The organism is Virgisporangium aurantiacum (genome assembly GCF_016863635.1).
GTDB lineage: Bacteria > Actinomycetota > Actinomycetes > Mycobacteriales > Micromonosporaceae > Virgisporangium > Virgisporangium aurantiacum.
Window position 1 is genome coordinate 24,859 of sequence record NZ_BOPG01000083.1, and the last position, 22,414, is coordinate 47,272.

Annotated in this window: 19 protein-coding genes; 12 read left to right on the top strand and 7 right to left on the bottom strand. The window is 73.8% G+C overall.

Annotation, left to right across the window (positions count from 1 at the left end; genetic code table 11):
* Positions 1–61 precede the first annotated feature (61 nt).
* Both Vau01_RS51360 and Vau01_RS51365 read right to left on the bottom strand, forming a co-directional pair.
* Positions 62–523 carry an SRPBCC family protein gene (locus Vau01_RS51360; RefSeq protein WP_204008664.1) on the bottom strand — a complete coding sequence of 154 codons (462 nt, stop codon included), beginning with the start codon at positions 521–523 and terminating at the stop codon, positions 62–64.
* A complete protein-coding gene (locus tag Vau01_RS51365; protein ID WP_204008666.1) occupies positions 523–1,245 on the bottom strand; it encodes a hypothetical protein in 723 nt (240 codons plus the stop codon). Before Vau01_RS51365 ends, Vau01_RS51360 begins: the two co-directional genes overlap by 1 nt.
* On the opposite strand from Vau01_RS51365, the gene Vau01_RS51370 reads away from it, so the two are divergent.
* Entirely contained in the window at positions 1,244–2,065 is an 822-nt protein-coding gene (locus Vau01_RS51370; protein ID WP_204008668.1) for an SAM-dependent methyltransferase, read from the top strand. The genes Vau01_RS51365 and Vau01_RS51370 overlap by 2 nt on opposite strands.
* Positions 2,066–2,085: 20 nt before the next feature.
* Here the strand turns inward: Vau01_RS51370 and Vau01_RS51375 are convergent, their stop codons facing one another.
* Positions 2,086–3,057 carry a CU044_5270 family protein gene (locus Vau01_RS51375; protein ID WP_204008670.1) on the bottom strand — a complete coding sequence of 324 codons (972 nt, stop codon included), beginning with the start codon at positions 3,055–3,057 and terminating at the stop codon, positions 2,086–2,088.
* A gap of 2 nt (positions 3,058–3,059) precedes the next feature.
* Complete coding sequence (locus Vau01_RS51380; protein WP_308440521.1) at positions 3,060–3,653, bottom strand: RNA polymerase sigma factor; 594 nt, start codon at positions 3,651–3,653, stop codon at positions 3,060–3,062.
* Between the two features lie 98 nt (positions 3,654–3,751).
* On the opposite strand from Vau01_RS51380, the gene Vau01_RS51385 reads away from it, so the two are divergent.
* From Vau01_RS51385 to Vau01_RS51410, 6 genes are all read left to right on the top strand, one after another.
* Positions 3,752–4,648 carry a tetratricopeptide repeat protein gene (locus tag Vau01_RS51385; RefSeq protein ID WP_204008672.1) on the top strand — a complete coding sequence of 299 codons (897 nt, stop codon included), beginning with the start codon at positions 3,752–3,754 and terminating at the stop codon, positions 4,646–4,648.
* Between the two features lie 102 nt (positions 4,649–4,750).
* Positions 4,751–5,548 (top strand): phosphotransferase family protein, encoded by a 798-nt coding sequence (locus Vau01_RS51390; protein WP_239152639.1) that lies wholly within the window; start codon positions 4,751–4,753, stop codon positions 5,546–5,548.
* Between the two features lie 74 nt (positions 5,549–5,622).
* Complete coding sequence (locus Vau01_RS51395) at positions 5,623–5,949, top strand: TraR/DksA family transcriptional regulator (protein WP_204008674.1); 327 nt, start codon at positions 5,623–5,625, stop codon at positions 5,947–5,949.
* 65 nt (positions 5,950–6,014) lie between these two features.
* Positions 6,015–6,440, top strand: a complete 426-nt coding sequence (locus Vau01_RS51400) for a PASTA domain-containing protein (protein WP_204008675.1) — start codon at positions 6,015–6,017, stop codon at positions 6,438–6,440.
* 84 nt (positions 6,441–6,524) lie between these two features.
* Positions 6,525–6,917: a YciI family protein gene (locus Vau01_RS51405; protein WP_204008676.1), complete on the top strand. Its 393-nt coding sequence runs from the start codon at positions 6,525–6,527 to the stop codon at positions 6,915–6,917.
* A complete protein-coding gene (locus Vau01_RS51410) occupies positions 6,914–8,119 on the top strand; it encodes an RNA polymerase sigma factor (RefSeq protein WP_239152642.1) in 1,206 nt (401 codons plus the stop codon). Before Vau01_RS51405 ends, Vau01_RS51410 begins: the two co-directional genes overlap by 4 nt.
* Here Vau01_RS51410 and Vau01_RS51415 read toward each other — a convergent pair.
* Entirely contained in the window at positions 8,097–8,975 is an 879-nt protein-coding gene (locus tag Vau01_RS51415) for a LysR family transcriptional regulator (protein WP_204008677.1), read from the bottom strand. The genes Vau01_RS51410 and Vau01_RS51415 overlap by 23 nt on opposite strands.
* A gap of 136 nt (positions 8,976–9,111) precedes the next feature.
* Here Vau01_RS51415 and Vau01_RS51420 point away from each other — a divergent pair, with 136 nt between their 5' ends.
* A complete protein-coding gene (locus tag Vau01_RS51420) occupies positions 9,112–10,116 on the top strand; it encodes an NADP-dependent oxidoreductase (RefSeq protein ID WP_239152644.1) in 1,005 nt (334 codons plus the stop codon).
* Here the strand turns inward: Vau01_RS51420 and Vau01_RS51425 are convergent.
* The gene (locus Vau01_RS51425) at positions 10,109–11,140 is read right to left on the bottom strand and encodes a zinc-dependent alcohol dehydrogenase family protein (protein WP_204008679.1); all 1,032 of its coding nucleotides are present in this window, start codon (positions 11,138–11,140) and stop codon (positions 10,109–10,111) included. The genes Vau01_RS51420 and Vau01_RS51425 overlap by 8 nt on opposite strands.
* Positions 11,141–11,240: 100 nt before the next feature.
* Positions 11,241–13,145 (bottom strand): hypothetical protein, encoded by a 1,905-nt coding sequence (locus tag Vau01_RS51430; RefSeq protein WP_204008680.1) that lies wholly within the window; start codon positions 13,143–13,145, stop codon positions 11,241–11,243.
* A 136-nt stretch (positions 13,146–13,281) separates the two neighbouring features.
* Here Vau01_RS51430 and Vau01_RS51435 point away from each other — a divergent pair, with 136 nt between their 5' ends.
* The 4 genes from Vau01_RS51435 to Vau01_RS51450 all read left to right on the top strand — a co-directional run bounded on the left by Vau01_RS51435 (position 13,282) and on the right by Vau01_RS51450 (position 22,379).
* Positions 13,282–14,475, top strand: coding sequence for a dienelactone hydrolase family protein (locus Vau01_RS51435; protein WP_204008682.1), 1,194 nt, complete (start codon positions 13,282–13,284; stop codon positions 14,473–14,475).
* Between the two features lie 102 nt (positions 14,476–14,577).
* On the top strand, positions 14,578–18,150 hold the full coding sequence (locus Vau01_RS51440; protein ID WP_204008684.1) for a BTAD domain-containing putative transcriptional regulator: 3,573 nt from the start codon (positions 14,578–14,580) through the stop codon (positions 18,148–18,150).
* Positions 18,151–18,356: 206 nt separating this feature from the next.
* The gene (locus tag Vau01_RS51445; protein ID WP_204008686.1) at positions 18,357–18,767 is read left to right on the top strand and encodes a hypothetical protein; all 411 of its coding nucleotides are present in this window, start codon (positions 18,357–18,359) and stop codon (positions 18,765–18,767) included.
* Between the two features lie 132 nt (positions 18,768–18,899).
* Positions 18,900–22,379, top strand: a complete 3,480-nt coding sequence (locus tag Vau01_RS51450) for a tetratricopeptide repeat protein (protein WP_204008688.1) — start codon at positions 18,900–18,902, stop codon at positions 22,377–22,379.
* The last annotated feature ends 35 nt before the right edge of the window (positions 22,380–22,414 follow it).

Here is a 22,414-nt window from a genome sequence, read left to right on the forward strand (position 1 = left end):
CGGAATACTGGCGACGGCGGTTGCAGTTCCGTTGCAGCGGTGCCGTTTCGGATTTCTGGCGTCATGTCCGGCTTTCGGCGAGACGCTTGACGTGGGCGGAACGCCGCTTCAGCAGCCGTCGTAGGTGCGGCGCGAGCAGCATCCGGGTCACCAGGATCCCCAGTGGACCGAACGGCGCGGTGACCGTCATGCGGTCGGTCATCCGCGTCCGGCCGGGACCGAGGTCGTCGAAGACGTGTTCGTGGCGGAGAGCGCGGAAGGGGCCGCGGACCTGCTCGTCGACGAAGCGGCGCGGCGGTTCGTACGCGGTGATCCGGCTGGTCATGCGCCAGACGACCCCGAAGTGGCGGGCCCGGAACGTGACCTCGTCCCCGAGCGCGACCCGCCGTCGGCCGGTGCTCGTGGTGGCCGTCTCCCCGCTGGCCGCCAGCGAAGCGGCGTGGACGTCCATGTCCAGTTCCAGATCGAAGACCACGTCGACGGCGGCGTCGATCTCCGTCACGACCTCGATCAGCGTGGACATCAGTCGTCGGCGCGCCGGGCCTGCTCCTCGACGTACCGGTCGAGTGCGCTCTGGATCGCCGGCACGTCGGCGAACCGGGACCTCGCCCCGGTCACGAACGCCTCGGTCTCGTCGTCGTCGTAGACGGCGCCGTGTACGTCGAGGTCCGGGGTCGACCAGGCGATGCCGTGGGCGCGCAGGAACGTGTCGACCGCGTACATGTCCCGGATCTGGTCGGCGACCTCGGGCAGGGCGGGCTGGTAGATCGCCGTGGCGATCGGGGAGCCGCCGAACAGTTCCTTGAACCAGACGTCCGCCGTCCCCTGCTCGGGCGCGAACGCCCCGGCCACCGCGTCCCACACCAGTTTCGACATCATGCAGTAGACGATGGGACGACCGTGCAGCGACAGCGCCGGTTGCTCGTCGGAGGAGTCGCAGAAGTTCCGCTCGAAGTAGCCCAGCAGCGCCGCGATGTCGCGCGGGGGAACACCGAAGTCCCGCTTGTAGTGGCGGTCGAACACCAGCTGGCCGTCGCGCGCCCGGTCGAGGCAGTAGGCCATGACGAGCTCGGTGTTGCGGTCCTCGACGACCTCGTCGATGACGCCGTAGCCGTTGTATCCGCCCGCGATACCGAGAGTGATCGGATGATGGCCGTCGCCGTCCCGGTCGAGGCCCACCATCACGGTGTCGGCCGTGAACAGGCTGATCCCGGTGACCGCGCACCGCGTGTCGTACAAACCCATGCGCGCACCGTACTGTGTGACCGTGGATGCGCCGAACATCGATCCGAAGCTCGATACCTCCGTGCCACACTCGGCCCGGATCTGGAACTACTGGTTGGGCGGCAAGGACAACTTCGCGGTCGACCGGGAAGCGGGCGACCAGTACCGCAAGGTCTTCCCCGGTGTCGTCGACGTGGCGCGGGCGTCGCGGCAGTTCCTCACCCGGAGCATCGAGTATCTCGCCGGCGAGGCGGGCATCCGCCAGTTCCTCGACGTCGGCACCGGTCTGCCGACCGCCGACAACACGCACCAGGTCGCCCAGCGCATCGCTCCCGAGGCGCGCGTCGTGTATGTCGACAACGATCCGCTGGTGCTGGCGCACGCCCGCGCGCTGTTGATCGGCACGCCGGAGGGCGTCACCAAGTACATCGACGCCGACCTGCGCGAACCCGCCGCCATCTTCGCGACGGCCCGGACGATCCTCGACCTCGACCGGCCGGTCGCGTTGATCCTGAGCGGCGTGCTCGGGCACGTCGACGACACCGACCAGGCCCGGGCGATCGTCCGCGAACTGCTCGAACCGCTGCCGTCCGGCAGCTACCTGTCCCTGAACGACGGCACGAGCGTCATCAGCGCCGAGATCAGCGAGGCGCAGGACGAATACAACGAGACCGGCGCGGCGCCGTACAAGCTGCGGAGCCCGGACGAGATCGCGTCCTACTTCGACGGCCTCGAACTGGTCGAGCCGGGTGTGGTGCCGTGCCCGCGGTGGCGGCCGGACGACAACGTCGACACGCCGCTCGACATCGACGCGTTCGGGGGCGTCGGCCGCAAGCCCTGACGCGCGGCGCGGCGCCGGGGTCAGGCAATCTGCCCGGGACGGTCCACGATCGCGATCTTGAGCTGGGCGGACTCGCTGGCGACCTGGCCCTTGCGGAGGAACTGGGAGTCTTCGAGGCCGACGACCCGTTGGCCGAGGTACTGATAGGTCGACGGATCGAAGATGATCTCGCTCCGCGCGTACTCCGACGTGATACCGACCGACACCCCGGTGCGACCGGCGGCGTCGACGACGTCCCGCACCACCGACAGGCCCGTGGTCCGCGACAGCACGGTGAAGATGGCCGCCCGCGTCGCCGGCGGCACGTACGCCTCGCCCAGCAGGGCGGAGGCGATCGCCCAGGCGTAGCGGTCGGCGACCTTCTCCTTGGCGACGGCGCCCTTGTTCCGCGCGGCGATCTGCTGGTCGAACCACGCCTGCAGGGCCGCCACGTCGGAGGGCAGGTTGTCGTGGAAGTTGCGGATCGGTGTGCAGCCCTTCCCGTCGCCGCAGCCGTCGAGGGTGATCCGCTCCTCGCCGCGGCCCGGTACGACCTTTCCGATGAGCAGGCCGTCGCGGGTTCCGTCGACCGAGAGCCAGATCTTCCGCGTGGACCGGACGAACGTGGTGTTCGCGGGGGTGACCATTCCCTCGGGTCCGCCGACGGCCGACTCGACGTAGACGAACTGGTCGTTGCGGGCCGCCAGCGGTTGCTCCTGCGCGACCCGGGTGGCGGCACCGCGCAGAACGAGGTCCGGCGTCAGCGGGTCCTCGATCCGGTCCTGCGTCCGGGGCGGCGGCCCGGCGGCGGGGCGGTCCGGCCCGCCGCCCCACACGCCGACGCCCGCCACCAGCGCCAGGGCGGCGGTGGCGGCGGCCGGCAGGAGCAGCCAGCGACGGCGGACCCGGCGGGGTCGTGGGTGGAACATGGCGGCGCGGGCGCGGGCCAGCGCGGCGGGGTCCGCGGGGGTCAGGTCGGCACGCAGGCCGCGCAGTTCATCGAGGTCGTTCATGGTCAGCTCCATTTCTGGTCAAGGTCGCCGAGGGCGTTTCGAAGGCGCTTGCGGGCGCTGTTCAGCCGCGACCGCACCGTTCCGACCGGGATGCCGAGCGCGGTCGCGATCTCCGCGTAGGAGAGGTCCTGCCACGCCAGCAGCAACAGCGCGTCGCGCTCGCCCACCGGCATCCGGGCGAGCACCGCGGCGAGCCGCCGGTGGGCCGCCGACGCCGCCGCCCGCGCCACCACCCGGTCGCCGTCGGGGTCGTCGACGGGGTCCCGCCCGGTGCGTTGGAGCGCGCGGTACAGGCGCACCTCGTGCCGCCGCCACCGGTGCATCAGGTTCGTGGCGATGCCGTACAGCCAGGGCAGCGCGTCCACCTGCGTCAGGTCGAACCGGCCGCGGCGGTCGAACGCGACCAGGAACGTCTCGGCGGTCACGTCGTCGGCGGCCGTGTGGCCGAGCCGCCGGGCGGTGTAGCCGTGGATGGTCGCGGCATGACGGTCGAAGATGCCCGCGAACGCGTCCGGCTCGGTCAGTGATCGTCGGATGAGTTCGTTGTCCGCCTGCGGGACGACGGGTTCGCGTTCCAGCGCCATAGGTACCGCCACGGGCGGTCACCCCTTTCTCGGTCGCGTCCATGAACGTTCGTCCGTCATTGCCCGCAGGCCGGCGTCCGGTTCGAAATCCGTCGTTGTACTGTCCGTCGATGTCCACGATTGACCCCGATGCCGGCGAGGTGGTCGAGGCCGAGCGCCGGTTGCGGTCGGCCGCCGACGACGGTGACGCGCGAGCAGCCGGCAAGCTGGGCGAACTGCTCGAGGAACGGGGTAACCTCGCCGCGGCCGAACGGCGGTACCGGCAGGCGGCCGAGGCCGGCGACCGCACCGGCATCTTCCACCTCCTGCTCCTGCTCAACCGGCACGGTGACGTCGGCGACGCCGTCGAGCTGCTGCGGCGGGGGGTCGACGCGGGTCACACCGCCGCGATGGTCGCCCTGACCTTCACCGGTGTGCTCGAACCGGCCGAGGCCGAAGAGCTGCTGCGGCGGGCCGCCGAGGCCGGGGAGGTCACGGCTCCGCGTCCCCTCGCGAAGATGTACGCCGACTCCGGCGACCTGGCCACCGCCGAGTGGTGGTACCGGCGGGCGATCGACGCCGGTGACATGACGGCGTTCCGGGAGTTGTCCGCCGCGCTGTTCGGGGTGGGCCGGTCCGGGGACGCCGCGGCGGTCAGTCGCGAGGGTGCCGAGGCCGGCGACGCCTTCTCCATCTACTCGGTGGCGATGGACCTGCTCCGGTCCGGCGACTACGTGGAGGCCGAGGGCTGGTTCCGGCGCGCGATCGACGCCGGTGTGGTCGAGGCCATGTCGCCGTTCGCGTACATGTTCGAGAAGCAGGGCGACGACGCCGCGGCCGAGGAGTGGTACCGGCGCTCGCTCGAGTCCGGCCACCGGCATTCGGCGCGGGCGCTGGCCGCGCTGCTGGCCAAGCGTGGTGCCACCGCCGAGGCGGTCGAGGTGCTCCGGGCCGCCGTCGAGGGCAGCCCGGCCTGGCTGGTGAACCAGCTCGAAGACGACCTGGAACGCCTCACCGGCACGGTTTAGTGGGGTGTGCTACTGCGGACGGTGGGAGGGCACAAGCAGGTGGAGGCAGCGAGGGCGCGACGTGCGGTGGATGCCGCGATATCGACGGTCTCATCGCTCGGCTTGACGGTCGACGACGCGGTCGTTCTCAGCGACTCCAACCGGCTCGTCGTCCGCCTGACGCCGTGCGACATCGTCGCTCGAGTCACGCCCTTGACACATTTCGCGAGCGCGGAGCTGGAAGTCGACCTCGTGACACGGCTCGCGCAGACGGACAGTCCGGTTGCGGCGCTCGAGGCCCGGGTCGGGCCACGCGTCTTCGTGCGTGACGGCTTCAAAATCACCATGTGGACCTACTTCGAGCCGGTGCAGTCTCGAGGGCTTCCACCGGCCGACTACGCGCAGGCGCTCAAGCGTCTTCATGCCGGCCTGCGGCAACTCGATTTCACGACACCGCACGTCATGGATCGCATCGCCGCAACCCAACGAGACGTTGCGAACCGTGACGTCACTCCCGAACTCGCCGATGCGGACCGGGCGTTGCTCGCCGACACGTTGCGCGATCTGGGCCGGTCGATCGTCGACCGGCGCGCTCCCGAGCAACTACTGCACGGCGAGCCGCACCCGTGGAACGTCCTCGACACGAGGAACGGGCCGCTGTTCATCGACTTTGAAAACACCGCCGAAGGGCCTGTCGAGTACGACATCGCATGGGTGCCCCAACAGGTTGTAGAGCGCTATCCGAACGCTGACGAAGACTTGGTGGGCCTCTGCCGGGGCGTCGTCCTGGCGATCATCGCAACCCACCGCTGGAGCCGCGGCGACCAACATCCCAGCGGCGGGAGGAGATCAGGACTGGCGTTCCTCAACGCTCTGCGAGACGGTCCGCCGTGGCCGGCGCTCGACGAGGTCACCTGGTAGCGCCGTTCGAGATCGACATGGACGTAGCGATCGACATGCCGTCGACGGCCGCCGGCGGTCGTTAGGCTGCGGACGTGGTTCGGGATGAGTTGCTGCGGCTGCGGGCGGGCGCGGAGGCCGAGGCGGCCACGTTGGCCCGGGATCTGGAGGCGCTGTTCGCGGCGTCGCGCGATTCGAATGCCGACGACGAGCACGATCCGGAGGGTGCCACGATCGGGTTCGAGCGTGCCCAGTTGACCGCGTTGCTGGCCGCCGCCCGGGAGCGGATCGTCGAGGTCGACGACGCGTTGGGGCGGGTGGATGCCGCGACCTACGGTGTCTGCGAGGGATGTGGGGAGCCGATCGCGGCGGAAAGGCTCGCCGTGCGGCCGTTCGCCCGCCGTTGCATCGCGTGTGCGTAGGGCGCGTCACCGTCGGTCGATGATGCGGCTCGCGTCGCTTGTCCGCGTCCGGCACACTGCGCGGTGTGACGGGTTCACTCGGGCGCGGGCGGCGGACGTACCGCCTGACGATCGGCGTCACCCTCACGGTCCTGGTGATTCTCGCCCTTTCGTGTCTGGCGTGGATGGTGGGCGGCGACGACGACCCGGACCCACCGGTCGCCGCTGAGCCGACCGTTTCACCGTCGCCGGCTCCGGCCGCACCGGAGCTGTCCTGGTCGCCGGTGGGGCCGCGGGTGGTCGTGCCGGACGTGGTCGGCAGGAACGCGGCGGTCGCGGCGCAACAGTTGGGGGCGCTCGGCTTCACCAACGTGCTCTGCACGACGCCGGACGACGACGACGGGTTCCGGCCGACCGCGGAGTGGACGGTGACCGGGCAGCTCGAGGCGGCCGGCACGACGATGACCGCCGGCAACGGGCCGTTCTATCTGCGCTGCGCACCGGCGCGCTGAGGACGAGGATGTAGACATCGGCGGGGGCGCTCCGACGTACCACGTGAGCGACGGAACGACCGTCGAGCGCGACAGGAGAAGCCGATGAAGTACGTGATCATGATCCACTCCAACCCGCAGCCCTGGGGTCACCCGACGAGTGACTACCTCGCGGCGCACCAGGCGTTGCCCGCCGACGTCCGCAAGCGGCTCAACGCCGAGTTCGAGCAGGTGATGACCGAGCTGCACGCCAACGGTGAGCTGCTCGGCGGCGAGGCGCTCGGCGACCCGGCCAACGCCCGCCTGTACCGGTGGCGGGACGGTGAGCCGCTCGCCAGCGACGGGCCGTACTCGGAGGCGAAGGAGCACCTCGCCGGGTTCTTCCTCATCGACGTCGACAGCCAGGCGCGGGCCGAGGAGGTCGCCGCCCGGTTCTCCGGGCCGGACGAGACGGTGGAGCTGCGACCGCTGATGTGGCCGGGCGGCGACGACCAGTGACGGGTCAGGTCCTCGACGACGTGTGGCGTCGGGAGGCGCCGCACGTCCTCGGGGCCCTGCTGCGCCGGTACGGCGATCTCGGTGACTGCGAGGAGGCGCTGCAGGACGCCGCCGAGGCGGCCGCCGCCCAGTGGCCCGTCGACGGGGTGCCCGACGCGCCGCGGTCATGGCTGATCACCGTCGCCTCCCGCCGGTTGATCGACCGGGCCCGGGCCGACTCGGCCCGGGCCCGGCGCGAGACGCTGGACGCGGCCCGGCGCCCGGACGCGACGGGGGAGGAGACCACGGACGACACGCTCCGGCTGTTCTTCCTGTGCTGCCATCCCGCGCTGACGCGACCGTCGCAGGTCGCGCTCTGCCTCCGGTCGGTGGCCGGCCTCGGCGTGGAGCAGATCGCGGCCGCGTACCTCGTCCCGGCCCGCACGATGACGCAGCGGCTCACCCGGGCGCGGACGGTGCTGCGCCAGGCGGGCGCGCGGTTCGTCATGCCGTCGGAGGAGGAGCTGCCCGACCGGGTCGCCGCGGTCATCGACGTGTGCCACCTGGTGTTCACCGAGGGATACACGCGGACGTCGGGCGAGGCGCTCGTCGACGTCGTGCTCGCCGAGGAGGCGATCCGGCTCGTCCGGCAGCTCCACGCCGCGCTGCCCGACCACGCCGAGGTCGCCGGCGCGCTGGCCCTCATGCTGCTCACCCATGCCCGGTCGCCCGCCCGGGTCGACACCGCCGGTGACCTCGTGCCGCTCGCCGAGCAGGACCGGTCACGCTGGCGGCGCGACCTGATCGCCGAGGGCGTCGACCTGCTGGAGCGGACCCTGCCCCGTGGCCACGTGGGCCGGTTCCAGCTGCAGGCCGCGATCGCCGCCGTGCATGCCGAGGCCGCGACGTACGCGGAGACGGACTGGCTGCAGATCAGCGTGCTCTACGACATGTTGAGCCGGGTCGCGCCGGGCCCGGCCGTGACGCTGAACCACGCGGTCGCCGTCGCGATGGCGCACGATCCCGCGGCCGGCCTGGCCATGCTCGAACCGCTGCTGGACGACCCCGCCATGAAACGCCACCACCGGTTGTACGCCGTGCGCGGGCACCTGCTCGACCTCGCCGGCGACGGCGCCGGGGCGACGGAGCAGTACCGGATCGCCGCCCGGTTGACCGCGAGCCGGCCGGAGCAGCGGTACCTCAACCGGAAACTGGCGCGCTGACGGCCCGGAGCTCGCGGACGAGTTCGCGGACGGCCAGGGACTGGCGGGTCGGGCCGGTGGTGATGTGCACGATCCGGCGGGTCGGCGGGTGGTCGCCCAGCGGCGTGACGGTGACGCGCCGGGGCGGGTCGGTCAGGGTCAGCCGCGGCAGGATCGCCATGCCGATGCCCTGGGCGACCATCGACAGCACGACCCCGTCGTCGGCGACGTCGAGCGTGGCGGGCGGCAGCCAGTCCTGGCGGGCCCACCAGGCCCGGGTGTAGGACGAGCAGTTCTCGGGCCAGTCGATCAGGGGCAGGCCGCGCGGGGCCGGATGCCCGGCCGGGTGCACGAACAGGTACGGCTCGGTCAGCAACTCGCCGGCGAGCAGGCCCTTAGACGGCGTCACGTCGGAGGCGAGCGTGGCGATGGCCACGTCGGCGCGACCGTCGGCGACCTCGCCAGCGGTGCCCCGGCCGACCTCCGGCACGATCAGCACCTGCGGGCTCAGGCCGGGATACCGCGCGGTGAGCCGCTCCAGCGCCGCAGGCAGCAGGTGGATGGCGGCGCTGCGGAACGCCGCGATGCGCAGCGGCCCCGTCGTCGTGCCGGCGGCCGCGTCGCGCGCCTCGGTGTGCAGCAGGTCGAACTGGCGCAGGATCTGCCGGGCGTGGACCAGCACGCGCCGGCCCGCCGGGGTCGGCCGCGCACCGGCACGACCCCGCTCGAACAGGACCACGCCCACCCGACGCTCGGCGGAGCGCACCGCGTGGGAGACCGCCGACTGGGTCAGCCCCAACTCGCCGGCAGCCCCGGTGAACGTGCCGGCGCGCTCGACGGCGAGCAGCAGGCGCAGGTCCTGCGGGGTCAGCTCCATCGCGTCACCCTACGGTCCATGAGCGCCGTTCATGGCTGCCGGCGATCGATCGACGCGGGCGTCTGCCCGTGGGTTTCCTCACGTGTCACGGTGCTCACGCAGCGATCGTCGTCGCGTCAAGGAGTCAGGAGATCCCGTGTCCCGCACGCTCACCGCCGTCCGTCACGTCCGCCGCCCCGCGGGCGAACCGCGCGCGGACGACTTCACGTTCGTCACCGAACCGGTGCCGGACCTGCTCGCCAGGCAGGTGCTGGTCGAGAACGCCTACCTGTCGGTCGACCCGTACATGCGCCAGTTCATGGACCTCGGCGGCTGGCGGCTCGGCGCCGGGTTGGAGGGTCGCACGATCGGGCACGTCGTCGAGTCGCGCGACCCGGCGCTGCCGGCCGGCGTCACCGTGTTCCACCGGCACGGCTGGAGCACCCACGCGGTGCTGACCGCCGCGGACCTCCGCCGGATCGACCCGCCCGACGGGGTTCCGCTCAGCGCCTACCTCGGCATCCTCGGCGGTACCGGCCTCACCGCGTACGTCGGCCTGACCCGCGTCGCCCGGCTGCGGCCCGGCGACGACGTGTTCGTGTCGGCCGCGGCGGGTGCGGTCGGTGGCGCCGTCGGGCAGATCGCCCGGCTGCTGGGCGCGGGCCGCATCGTCGGCAGCGCCGGATCGGCCGCCAAGGCCGGGCACGCGACCGGACGGCTCGGGTTCGACGCGGCCTTCGACTACCGCGCCGGGCCGGTCGCGGACCTCCTCGCCGACGCCGCGCCCGACGGCATCGACGTGTACTTCGACAACGTCGGCGGCGACCACCTCGCGGCCGCGATCGGCGCGCTGCGCGACCACGGCCGGGTCGCCTGGTGCGGGGCCGTCGCCCAGTACAACACCCGCAATTCGCCACCGGCGGCGCCGTACAACCTCTTCGACGTCGTCGGCAAGAGCCTGCGGATCGAAGGGTTCCTCGTCCGCAACCACATGGACGCACGCGAGGAGTTCGAGCGGTTCCTCGTTCCGCACGTCGGGAGCGGCCGGGTGGCGGTGGACGAGACGGTCCTCGACGGCTTCGAGAACATCGTCGACGCGTTCCTCGGCGTCCTGCGTGGCGACAACACCGGCAAGATGCTCGTCCGGGTGCCCATCAGGTGACTTCGATGACGACCTTTCCGAACGGGTTGGTCGACTCGTAGTGGCGGAACGCGGCGGCGGCGTCCTCGAACGGGAAGATCCGGTCGATGACCGGGCGGAGCCGGTGCGCGGTCACCACGTCCATGAGCTCGGTGAACTGGGCGCGGCTGCCGACCGCCAGGGCCCGCACCGTCGCGGCGACGCCGAACACCAGGCGCGGGTCGAGCGGCGCCCAGGTGCCGGAGACCGACCCGACGAACGCCACGTGTCCGTTGATGGCGAGGGACTTCAGCGACCGCTCCAGCGTCCCGGCGGTGTCGACGACCCGGTCGACCCCGCGTCCACCGGTGACGTCGCGGACCGCGGCGTCCCAGTCGGGATCGGTCCGGTAGTTGACGACGTGGTCGGCGCCGAGGTCGCGGAGGCGCTGTTCCTTCTCGGTCCGGCCGGTCGTGGCGATCACCCGGGCACCGAGAACCGTGGCCAGTTGCACCGCGAACAGCGAGACGCCGCCGGAGCCGGTGGTCAGCACGGTGTCCCCGGGCCGGACCCCGACGCCGTCCCCGGTCAACGCGTTCCACGCCGTGACGGCGGCGCACGGGAGCGTCGCCGCCTCGGCGTAGGAAAGATGCTCGGGGACGGGGACCAGGGCCTGCTCGGGGAGGACGGCCAGTTCGGTGAGCAGGCCGTCGAGCGAGCCGCCCAGTTGCGGCAGGCGCGACGCGTCCAGCGGTCCGTCCTGCCAGTGCGGGAACAGCGTGGCGGTGACCCGGTCGCCCGGCCGCACGCCCCGGACACCGGGCCCGACGGCGACGACCTGCCCGGCGCCGTCGGAGACCGGGATGACGTCGGGCTTGACCGGCAGCACGTACTGCCCGCGCAGCACCAGCAGTTCGCGGAAGCTGAGCGAGACGGCGCGCACCGCGACCGCGACCTCGCCCGGGCCGGGCGGGCGCGGTTCGTGGGTGCGCACGGACAGGCCGTCGATGCCGTCACCGCTGTTGACGTGGTAGCTCCGCACGGACGCGGGCAGCGTCGCCGTCATCTCGATCCTCCGCAGTCGTGGTCGTTTCTCAGCGACCACGACTGTGCTCGGCCGCCCGCGCCGCGACAATTCCCCGGAGGGAATCACCGACCCGCCGGCCTCAGGCCCTGATCCGGTAGGCGCGGACGAGGGTCTGGGTCACCGTGGTTCCCGCGGCGTCCCTGGCGGTCGCCCGTAACGACGCGAACCCGGCGCCGGCGGGATGCCGGACCGTGCCGGTCCAGCCGCCCGACGCGGGCCGGACCGGCACCGCCGACCAGGTCGCGCCGTCGTCGTAGGAGATCTCCACGGTCAGGCCGACGATCCGCGCCGCGGGTGCGCCGGGCTGGCTCTCGACGGCGACCGGCAGGTCGAAGCCGCGGTTCGCCGGCGCGGCGTTGTCGGCGTCGAGCGCGGGGGTGAACCGGACCGCCGGGAGCGGTAGCCGGACCGGGGCCGTCCCGTCGGTGTGACCGGACCGGAACGTCCACGCCGCGCTGACCCGGGTGGTCAGGTCGTCGGTGCTGCGGGTGTCGGCGACCTCCAGGCGGTAGCCGGCGGGTTCCGCCGGCACGGTGAACGATCCACCGCCGGACGCGGGGAACTCGCCGACCAGCTCACCGTCGCGGTAGAGCGCGGAACGGGACTCGTCGGTCGGCACGAACGACCCGGCGTGCCCGGCCCGGTCGCCGTAGAGCGGGAGGCCGACGTCGATCCGGTCGCCCTGGCGGCTCGCCCACTGCCACGCCGCCTCGCCCTCCTGCCCGAACGCCGGGCCGGTCGGGCCGGCGTTCCACTGGTCCCGGTAGGTGCGACCCGGGCGGTAGGCGGTCGGCTGCTGGTACAGGCGCTTCTGCGACCGGAAGGCGCCGCTCGCGTCCGTGACGCCCGTCCACTGCTGCTCCGACCAGCGCACGCCGGCCTGGACGTACTCCACCCGCGAGCCGGGCAGCGTGGTCGGGACGGACAGCGCGCTGGTGCCGGCCGGCTTCGGGGAGACGGCCGGGAACATCAGGTGCCGGGCGGACTGCTTCGGCCCGGAGGCGGCGAACTGCTGGTGGACGGTCGCGAAGTCGCCGGGCCGGTAGGCGCGGGTGAACCCGCCGGGCAGCCGGCCGGGGAACGTCTCCGCCACGCTGTACAGGTAGGGGCTGTCGGTGAAGTCGCCCGTGCCGTCGGGCTTCCCCCACTGCGCCGCCACGCTGCCGACCAACTCGCCCGGGGCCGCCGGCGGGCCGACCTGCCCGATCCGGACGGGCGCCTCCTCGTCGCCGGTCAGGTACATGCCCGCCGGCCAGGTCTGGGTGGTCGGGTAGAAGCTGTAGCCGACGTCGACGAAGCCGGCCCGCGCGGACGGTTCGGGCACGGTCAGCGTGACCGCCCCCGCGACCCGGGCGTCCAGCGTGACGGTGAGATCCCCGGTCAGGTCGACCACGGGCTGCACCAGCAGGGTGGTGTTCGGCCCGGAGCCGAGGTAGGCGCCCAGGTTGTAGCGGCCCGCGGGCAGCTTGACGGTGGAGGTGCCGTCCGGGTTCACGGCGGGCCACTCCGCCATGGCGTTGTCCCAACCGGACACGACGGCGACCGCGTCCTGGGTCGGCGCACCGGTGAGGTCCAGGTAGCGGATGGTCAGCTGGTGGGTCTCCCCGCCGACGCGCGGCGCGACCGTCGGGACCCGGGTGGTGGCGATCTCGAACCGGGTGCGGTCGACCGTGCCGTCCCGGAAGCGCGCCAGCGTGTCGCGGGGGACGACGTACGTGCCGGCACCGGTGCGCACGACCGCGAACCGCATGCCGGTGCGGCCGGGGCCGGGGCGCACGGACAGGTTCGTCCCGTCCGGGGCGGCGACCGTGACGCGGTCGCCGGTTCCCAGCGTCACCGTGTGCGGCCCGGCGGCCCCGGACGCGGGCGCGGGTACGCCCGGGCGCGGCGGTGCCGTGGTGGCCTCGCTGTCGTGGGTCGTCACCACGGTGAGCGTCACGCCGGTCGCGACCACCGCGGCCAGCAGGATGAGTTTCTTGATCAAGGTCTGGTCCTTCTCGGGAAGGTGGGCCGTCGACAGGTAATGACGGCGGAGCCGCATTCCTTACCGCCGATGGCTCACATCGTCCGAGATCGATATAGTTCGGATGACGATCCAACAAAAGCCCGGAGAGTGGACCATGAAGCGACGCACCCTGGCCTCGATCCCCGCGCTGGCGGCGCTCGCACCGGCGGTAGCTGGGCGAACGTCGGCGGTGCCGCGGGAGCCGCGACCGCCGGTCGACCCGCCGATCGAGTCGCCGTCGGTCCTCGAGGGCAACCTGCCGGCGTTCTACGAGCGGGTCAAGGCCGGGCTGCGGTACCCGCTGGCGTGGGGAAACGCGCCGGTGCGCGACTTCCGCGCGTGGCGGCGGCTGGCCCGGGCCAGGGTCGAGGAACTGCTGTGCCAGCCGCCCGACACCATGCCGCTGCGGCCCGAGATCGTCGACGAGGTGCCGGCCGAGGGATATGTGCAGCGGCGGCTGCTGTTCAACGTCACCGAGAACAGCCGCGTGCGGGCGACGATGCTCGTACCCGACGGAGCCGGACCTTTTCCCGGTGTCCTGCTGCTGCACGACCACGGGTCGAAGTTCGACATCGGCAAGGAGAAGCTGATCCGGCCGTGGTACGACGAGACCCGGCTGGCGTCGGCGCAGGCCTGGTCGACGCGGTACTTCAGCGACCGGTTCGTCGGCAACGAACTCGCCGCGCGCGGGTACGCCGTGCTCGCCGTCGACGCGCTGGGCTGGGGCGACCGGGCCGGCATCAGCTACGAGACGCAGCAGGCCCTGGCCGCCAACTTCTTCAACCTCGGCTCGTCGCTGGCCGGTCTCGTGGCCCACGAGGACGTGCGCGCCGCCGCGCTGCTGGCCCGGCTGCCCGAGGTCGACCGGCACCGGGTCGCCGCGGTCGGCTTCTCGATGGGCGCCTACCGCGCCTGGCAGGTGGCGGCGTTGTCCGACGACATCGCGGCGGCCGCGTCGGCGTGCTGGATGACCACGCTGAAGGACATGATGGTGCCCGGCAACAACACGCTGCGCGGGCAGTCGGCGTACTACCTGCTGCACCCGGGCCTGTACCGGTACCTCGACATCCCCGACGTGGCCAGCATCGCGGCGCCGAAGCCCGCCCTGTTCTTCGACGGCGAACTGGACCCGCTGTTCACGCCCGCCGGCGTGACCGGCGCGTTCGCCCGGATGCGCACGGTGTGGGAGTCGCAGCGGGCCGGCGACCGGCTGACGACGAAGGTGTGGCCGGGCCTCGGGCACGTGTTCGTCCGCGAGATGCAGGACGAGGTCTTCACCTGGCTCGACACGGTCCTCACGCGCCGGTAGGCAGGGCGCAAGGCTTCTGTCGCCTTGCCGCCGACGGGAGCGGGCGCCGGCCCGGACGCGCTATCAACAAGGCGTACGGGGAACACGGAAGCGGGTCTCGGCATGACACCCCGGACCATCGGCCAGCTGATGCTCGGGTTCCGGCTCCGGGCCGGCATCACCCAGCGCGACCTGGCGCGCGCCGCGTCGGTGAGCGTCCGGACGGTGCGCGACATCGAACAGGACCGGGTGGCGCGGCCGCGGGCGCCGTCGGTGCGCCGGCTGGCCGCGGCGTTGGGGCTGCGGGACGCCGATCGGGGCCGCCTGCTCGCGTTACTGGGTGGGCGGACCGACGGCCCGGCGCTGGTGTCGGTCGGCGTGCTGGGGCCGCTGGCCGTCGTGCGGGACGGGGAGCCGGTCACGGTCGGCGCGCCCAAGCTCCGGTGCCTCCTGGCGCTGCTGGCGATCCAGCCGGGCCTGGTGGTGACCCGCGATCAGCTCGTCGACGCGTTGTGGCCGGCCGGGCCGCCGAAGACGTCCGCCGATCTGATCCAGGGGTACCTCGCGAGCCTGCGTGCGGTCCTCGACCCCGACCGCCCGCGCGACGAGGCGGGGCGGCTGGTCCGGTCCGGGGCCGGCTACATCCTCCGGCTGGCCGGCGACGAGCTCGACCTGCTGCGCTTCGACGATCTGGTGGCCCGGGCCGGGTCCGGCGGCGGGCCGGAGGCGGCGTTCGACCGGCTGGGGGAGGCCCTCGACGTCTGGCGCGGGCCGGTGCTGGCCGACCTCGACGCCGGGCTGCGCCAGCTGCCGCCCGCCGTGGCGATCGCCGGCCGCCGGTTGGCCGCGACGCTGCGGTTCGCCGATCTCGCGACCGCGCTCGGCCGGCACGAGGCGGCGGTCTCGCGGCTGCGGGCGGTGGTCGGTGACGAGCCGTGGCACGAGGGCCTGCACGCCCGGCTGATGCTCGCGCTGGCCCGGTCCGGCCAGCAGGCGGCGGCGCTCGCGCAGTTCGCCGACCTGCGCGCCCGGCTGGTCGACGAGTTCGGGGTGGAGCCGGGGCCGGAGATCGCCGCGGCGCACCTGCGGGTGCTGCGGCAGGATCTCGGGGACCCGCACCGGAGCGCGAGCGGCGGTAGAGCGGGCGACAGTAGAGCGGGCGACAGTAGAGCGGGCGGCGAGGACACGAGCCGCGCGGAGCCGGCCGCCGTACGGCCGGCGCAACTGCCGGCGGACGTCGCCGCGTTCACCGGCCGCGCCGCCCAGCTGCGCCACCTGGACACGCTGGTCCGCGACCGGCCGCCGGCCCGGGCCACGGCGATGGTGATCTCGGCGATCGCCGGTACGGCGGGGGTGGGCAAGACCTCGCTCGCCGTCCACTGGGCGCACCGCGTGCGCGGGCACTTCCCGGACGGGCAGCTCTACATCAACCTGCACGGCCACGATTCCGGGTCGCGGCCGCCGCTGCGGCCGGTGGACGCGCTGGCCCGCGTGCTGCCGGCGCTGGGCGTGCCGGCCGAACAGATCCCGGTGGACGTCGAGGCGGCCGCCGGCGTCTACCGGAGCCTGCTCGCCGACCGGCGGATGCTCGTGCTGCTCGACAACGCCCGCGACGCCGACCAGGTGCGTCCGCTGCTGCCCGGCAGCCCCGGGTGCCTGGTGCTGGTCACCAGCCGGGACCGGATGACCGGGCTGGTCGCGCACGAGGGGATCGACCGCCTCACGCTCGACGTGCTCACGCCGGAGGAGGCCGCGGCGCTGATGGTCCGGCTCCTCGGCCGGCGCCGGGTGCACGCCGAGCCCGCCGCCGCCGTGGCCCTCGCCGAGGCGTGCGCCCGGCTGCCGCTGGCGCTGCGGGTGGCGATGGCCAACCTACTCAACCACCCGCGGGTCGGCATCGCGGAGTACCTCACCCGGCTGCAGGGCGACAACCGGCTGGCCGCGTTCGAGTCGGACGGCGACTACCGGGCCGCGGTCCGCGCCGCGTTCGAGGTGTCGTACCGGACGCTGCCGCCGGCCGCGCGGCGGCTGTTCCGGCTGCTCAGCCTGGTGCCCGGCCCGGAGGTGTCGCCGGCCGCGGCCGCCGCGCTGCTGCCGGCGCCGAGCGGGGACGCCGAGGCGCTGCTGGACCGGCTGGCCGCCGCGCACCTGCTCGCCGAGCACACCCCGGGCCGGTTCGCGTTCCACGACCTGCTGCGGTCGTACGCCGGTGAGCGGGCGCGGGCGGAGGATGGCGCGGAGGAGCTGGCGCGGGCGGCCGACCGGCTGTTCGGCTTCTACCTGCGGGCCGTCGACGCGGCGGCGCGGCGGCTGAACCCGGAGAAGCTGCGGCTGCCGGTGCCCGCCGGTCCGTCGGCCATCTCCTTCGACGACCACCGCGACGCGCTCGCCTGGCTGGACGGGGAGCGGCCCAACCTGGTCGCCGCGGTCATCCAGGCGGCGGCGCGCGGTCCGCGGCCGGCCGCCTGGCTGCTCGGTGACGCGCTGCGCGGGTACTTCCAGATCCGCCTGCACGCCGTCGACTGGCTCACGGTGGCCGACGCCGGCGCGACGGCCGCCCTGGCCGAGGGCGACGCGCGGGCCCGCGCCGCCGCGGAGATCAACCTCGCCGACGCCAACCTGCTGCGCAGCACCTACGAGACGGCGATCGGCCACTACCACCATGCGCTGGCGTACAGCCGCGAGGGCGGCTGGGTGCAGGCGGAGGCCGCGGTGCTGGGCAACCTCGGCAACGCGTACCTGCGGTCGGGGCAGCTCGTGAAGGCGCTCGACGCGCACCGCCGGGCGCTGGCCATCAACCGCCGGTCGGGCTGGGTGGCCGGACAGGCGGCCAACCTGGGCAACCTGGGCATCGAGCACGCCGAGCTGGGGCACCTGGCCGTGGCCGCCGACCACAACCTGCGGGCGCTGGACCTGTACCGGAAGATCGGGTCCCGCAGCGGCGAGGCGCACACGCTGGCGAACCTGGGCGAGACCCACCACTGGCTCGGCCGGCTCGACGACGCGCTGGGCTGGCTGACCCGGGCGCTCGCCCTGCACCGCGAGCTCGGCGACGAGGGCAACGCCGGCGACACGCTCCGCGCCCTCGCGGAGGTCCACCGCGACGCCGGCCGGCTCGACCTCGCCCTCGACCTGGCCCGCACGGCGCTCGACGCGGTGCGCGACACGGGGTACCGGCGGCCCGAGGTCGACGCCTGCAACGCCCTCGGCGCCACCCACCTCGACCTCGGCGACGTCGACCGGGCCGCCGACTTCCACCACCGGGCCCGCGACCTCGCCCGCGAGACGGGCAACCGGTTCTCCGAGGCACGGGCGTTGATCGGCCTGGCCGCGGTCCACCGCCGCCGGGCCGCACCGGAGGCGACGGCGGTCGCCGAGGAGGCGGTGGCGCTCACCCGGTCGGCCGGGTTCCTCGTGCTGGAGGGACGGGCGCTGACCGCGCTCGCCGCGGTCGACCTCGACGCGGGCCGCCCGGAAGCGGCCCGGCGGCACGCCGACCGGGCCCGCGAGATCCAGGTGGCGACGGGTGACCGGCTCGGGCTGGCCGACTCGTACGCCGTGCTCGGCGGCGCGGCGGCCGCACCCGACCGGGCGCGGGCGCACCTACGCCGGGCGCGGGACCTCTACGCCGAGGTGGGCGCGCCGGGCCGGCACATCGTGCGGATACCTGACAGCACCGGCCGGGTCGACCGGTAGCCGCGCGGGCGTCCTGCCGCACCGGGGCTGCCGCTTCCTGCCGCCCGCCGGCCGGGCGCGATCGACGGGAGCCCAGGCCGGCGGCGGGACGCGGCGACGGTCGGCGGCTCCGGGTTGACGCCGGGTTGGGCTCGGCCGTGCGGGCCTAGCGTCCCTACCGATCCGGTGCGCCGGCCGAGACGCACCGACGACCTGCGGAGGTAGGCATGAAGCGAGTATTCACGGCGGCGGCGTTCGCCGGGGCCGTTCTGTTCGGGTCCACGGTGCTGGCGGCACCGTTCGCGTCCGCCGACTCGACATCGGCGGTGACCGTCATCCAGCAGCGGTCGTTCGGCACGATCACCCGCGGCGCCCGGATCTGCGTCGGCCCGATCGCGCCGACGAGCGCCGACGGCGTGCAGATATTCGGGTTCACCAACGCCAACACGAACCTGACCTGGCAGGTGCTCACCGTCTCGTCGCAGTCGGCGGAGACGGTCGTGTTCCAGACCGTGGCCCGGTCGGTGAGCCAGACGGTCAAGCCGTCGGGCAACCTGCTCTTCGAGGCGTGCGTGCTGAAGAGCACCGCCGGTTCGCAGGACTACGACATCTCGATCAACTCCCAACCCGTCGGCTGATCCGGCGGTCGTCCGGCCCCGTGTCCCGGTGTGGATACGGGGCCGGACGGTGCAACCGGCGCGCATTCCCGACACTCCGGCGCGCCGTCGCGGTGGACACTGGCGACACTGCGGCGGGATCGAGGGAGACGGATGCGTGGAACCGGAGAGCCGACGCTCGGCGCGCTCGTGCGGACGTTCCGGCTCCGCACCGGCCTGACCCAGCGCGAACTGGCGGGCAAGGCGCGGCTGAGCGTCCGGGCGGTCCGCGACATCGAGCAGGACCGCGTCGCACACCCGCGGTTGCCGTCGCTGCACCGGTTGGCCGAGGCGCTGGCCCTGTCAGACGCCGACCGGCTCGCGCTGGTCGCCCGCGCCGGGGATATCGACCCCGGCCCGTCCGCGACCGCCGGTCCGCTGCCACGGATCGCCGTGCTGGGTCCGCTCGCCGTCACGGGGCCCGACGGAGCGGTGGAACTGCCGTCGGAACGGGTGCGGCACCTGCTCGCCCTGCTGGCGATCCAACCCGGCCGTACGGTGCCGTACGGGGAGATCATCGCGGCGGTCTGGCCGGCCGACCCGCCCCGGACGGCCCGTCGCCTCGTCCACGCGTACGTCGCGCGGCTGCGCGGGCTGCTGGAACCCGGTCGGGCCGGCCACGGCCACCCCGCGATCCTGGCCGCGGCGCCCGGCGGGGTCCGGCTGACGGTCGACGAGGACCGCCTCGACGCCCTGCGCTTCGAGTCGTCGGCCCGGCGGGGCACCAAGGCGCTGGCCGCCGGCGACCTGGAGGCCGCCCGGGAGCAGTTCAACCGGGCCCTGGCGTGCTGGCGGGGGCCGGCTCTGTCCGATGTGGACGGTCGGCTGCGCCGCCATCCCGCCGTCGACGCGCTGCGGCGGCACCGCGTCGCGGTCGCGATCGCCTTCGCCGACACGGCGATCGACCACGGCGACCACGAGGAGGCCGAGGCGCAGCTGCGCCCGGCCATCGTCGAGGACCCGCTGCACGAGGGGCTCAACGCGCGGCTGATGCTGGCGCTGGCCGGTTCGGCGCAGCAGGCCGACGCGCTGGCGCTGTTCCAGGACCTGCGCGCCCGGCTCGCCGACGAGCTGGGCATCGAGCCCGGACCGCTGCTGCAGGAGACCCACCTGCGCGTGCTGCGTCACGACGTACCGCCGGCGCGGAACGGCGGCCGTGCTGTCACGCGTCATAAAAAACCGACCGCGGCGGCCGCACCGCCCGCGACCACCGCAACCCCGCCGGGCATCGCGGTTCCGGCCCAACTGCCACCGGACGTCGCGCAGTTCGCCGGCCGCGACCACCAGCTCCGCACGCTCGACGAGATGCTGACCCGCGACGCCGCCGACAACGGGCAATCCGCGGGCGCGCCCCGGATCGTGATGCTCGTCGGCGGCGCGGGCGTGGGCAAGACCGCGCTGGCCGTGCGGTGGGCGCACCGGGTCCGCGCGGCGTTTCCGGACGGGCAGCTCTACGTCAACCTGCGGGGTTTCGCGGTGGAGCGACCGCAGCGGCCGCTGCAGGTCCTGGCCGACTTCCTGCGCGCCCTGGGCGTACCCGCAGAGAACGTGCCCACCGGGGTCGAGGGAGCGACCGCCCTGTTCCGCAGCCTGCTGGCCGATCGACGGATGCTCGTGGTGCTCGACAACGCGCGCGACCCGGACCACGTGCGGCCGTTCCTGCCCGCGGCCGCCGGCTGCCTGGTGCTGATCACCAGCCGGAGCCACCTCACCGGGCTGGCCGCCCGCGAGGGGGCCCGGCGGCTGCGGCTCGGCGTGCTGGGCGCCACGGAGGCCCGCGACCTGCTGGTGACGCTGCTCGACCAGCATCCGGAGGTGACGGCGCTCGACGACCTCGTGCGGTCGTGCGCCCGGCTGCCCTTGGCACTGCGGGTGGCGGCCGCGAACCTCAACGAGCAGCGCCTGACGGTCGCGGACTACGTGGCCCGGCTCAGTGCCGGCCCCCGGCTCACCGAACTGCAGTCCGGCGGCGATCACCGGTCGGCGGTGCGGCACGCGTTCGACGTCTCCTACGCGGCCCTCCCGGCGGACGCGCGGCGGGTCTTCCGGCTGATGAGCCTCGCGCCGGGGCCGGACGTGACGGCCGAGGCCGCCGGCCGCCTGCTCGACCGGCCCGCCGGTGACGCGGCCGCGCTCCTCGACCGGCTGGCCGGCGCGCACCTGGTCGACCTGACCGCGCCGGGCCGGTACACGTTCCACGACCTGCTGCGGCTGTACTCCGTCGAGCGGACGGAGTGGGAGGACCCGCCCGCGGAGCGCGCCGCCGCCCGGGGCCGGCTCTTCGAGTGGTACCTGCAGCGGGTGGAGGCGGCGGCGCGGCAGCTGTACCCGGAGAAGTCGCGGCTGCCATTGCCTGTGAGCTCCGCTTTCGGATTTTCCAGTCACACCGACGCCTCCGCGTGGCTGGAGGCGGAGCGGCCCACGCTGATCGCGGTGGTGCAGGAGGCGGCGTCGGGCCTGCCGCACGTCGCGTGGCTGCTCGCCGACCTGCTGCGGGGCTACTTCTTCATGCGGATGAACGTGGTCGACTGGCTGATCGTCGCCCGGGCCGGGCTGGCCGCCGCGACGGCGGCCGGCGACCTGACCGGGCAGGCGTCGGCGCACCTGAGCCTCGCCGCCGTCGACCGGTGCCAGGGCCAGTACCACCCGGCGGTCGACAGCTACCGCGAGGCGCTCGCCCTGGCCCGGCGGGCCGGCTGGGTCGACGGTGAGTCCAGCGCGCTGGGCAACCTCGCCAGCACCTACTGGCACCTCGGTCGGTTCCCGGCGGCGGCCGACCACTACACGCAGGCGATCGCGCTGTGCCGCAGCACCGGCTGGCTGGCCGGCGAGGCCACGGCGCAGGGCAACCTCGGCGCGCTCTACCTCCAGATGGGCCGGCTGCGGGAGGCCGCCGACCGGTACGGCGAGGCGGTGGAGCTGGCCCGGCGCACCGGGTCGCGGCCCGGCGAGGCGATCAACCTGGCGAACCTCGGCGAGGTGTACCACGCGCTGGGCCGGTCCGAGCGCGCCCGCGCGCACCTCGACCGGGCGCTGGCGCTGCACCGGGAGACCGGCAACCGGGGCGCCGAGGCGGAGGCGACGCGGATCCTCGCCGAGGTGCGCGCCGACACCGGCGAACTCCAGGAGGGGCACGCTCTCGCTGTCGCCGCCGTGGCCCTGGCCCGGGAGATCGGCGAGCGGCAGGACGAGGCGAACGCGCTGAACACGCTGGGTGGGCTTCATCGCCGCGCCGGCCGGTGGGCAGCGGCCGTCGAGGCGCACTCGTCGGCGTTGCGGATCGCGCAAGAGATCGAGGCCGGGTACCCGGAGGCGATCGCGCTGCTCGGGCTGGCGGCGGCGGCTCTCGGCACCGGCGATTCTGTGGCCGCGCGGACGGCGGCCGGTGACGCGCTGGCGATCGCGGCGCGGACCGGGTACGGCTTGCAGGAGGGGCAGGCGCGGGTCGTCCTCGCCCGGCTGCGTGCTTCCGTCGATGACGCAGATCGTGCGTTGGCCATCCTCACCGGGACGGGCCACCGGGCGGCGATCGCCGAGGCCCGGTCGGTGCTGGAGGACGCGCGCCGGCGTCGCCCCGCGCATCGAGCGCGATAACTGTCTTGCGTCGCTTCACCTGCGCCGTCGTCGTT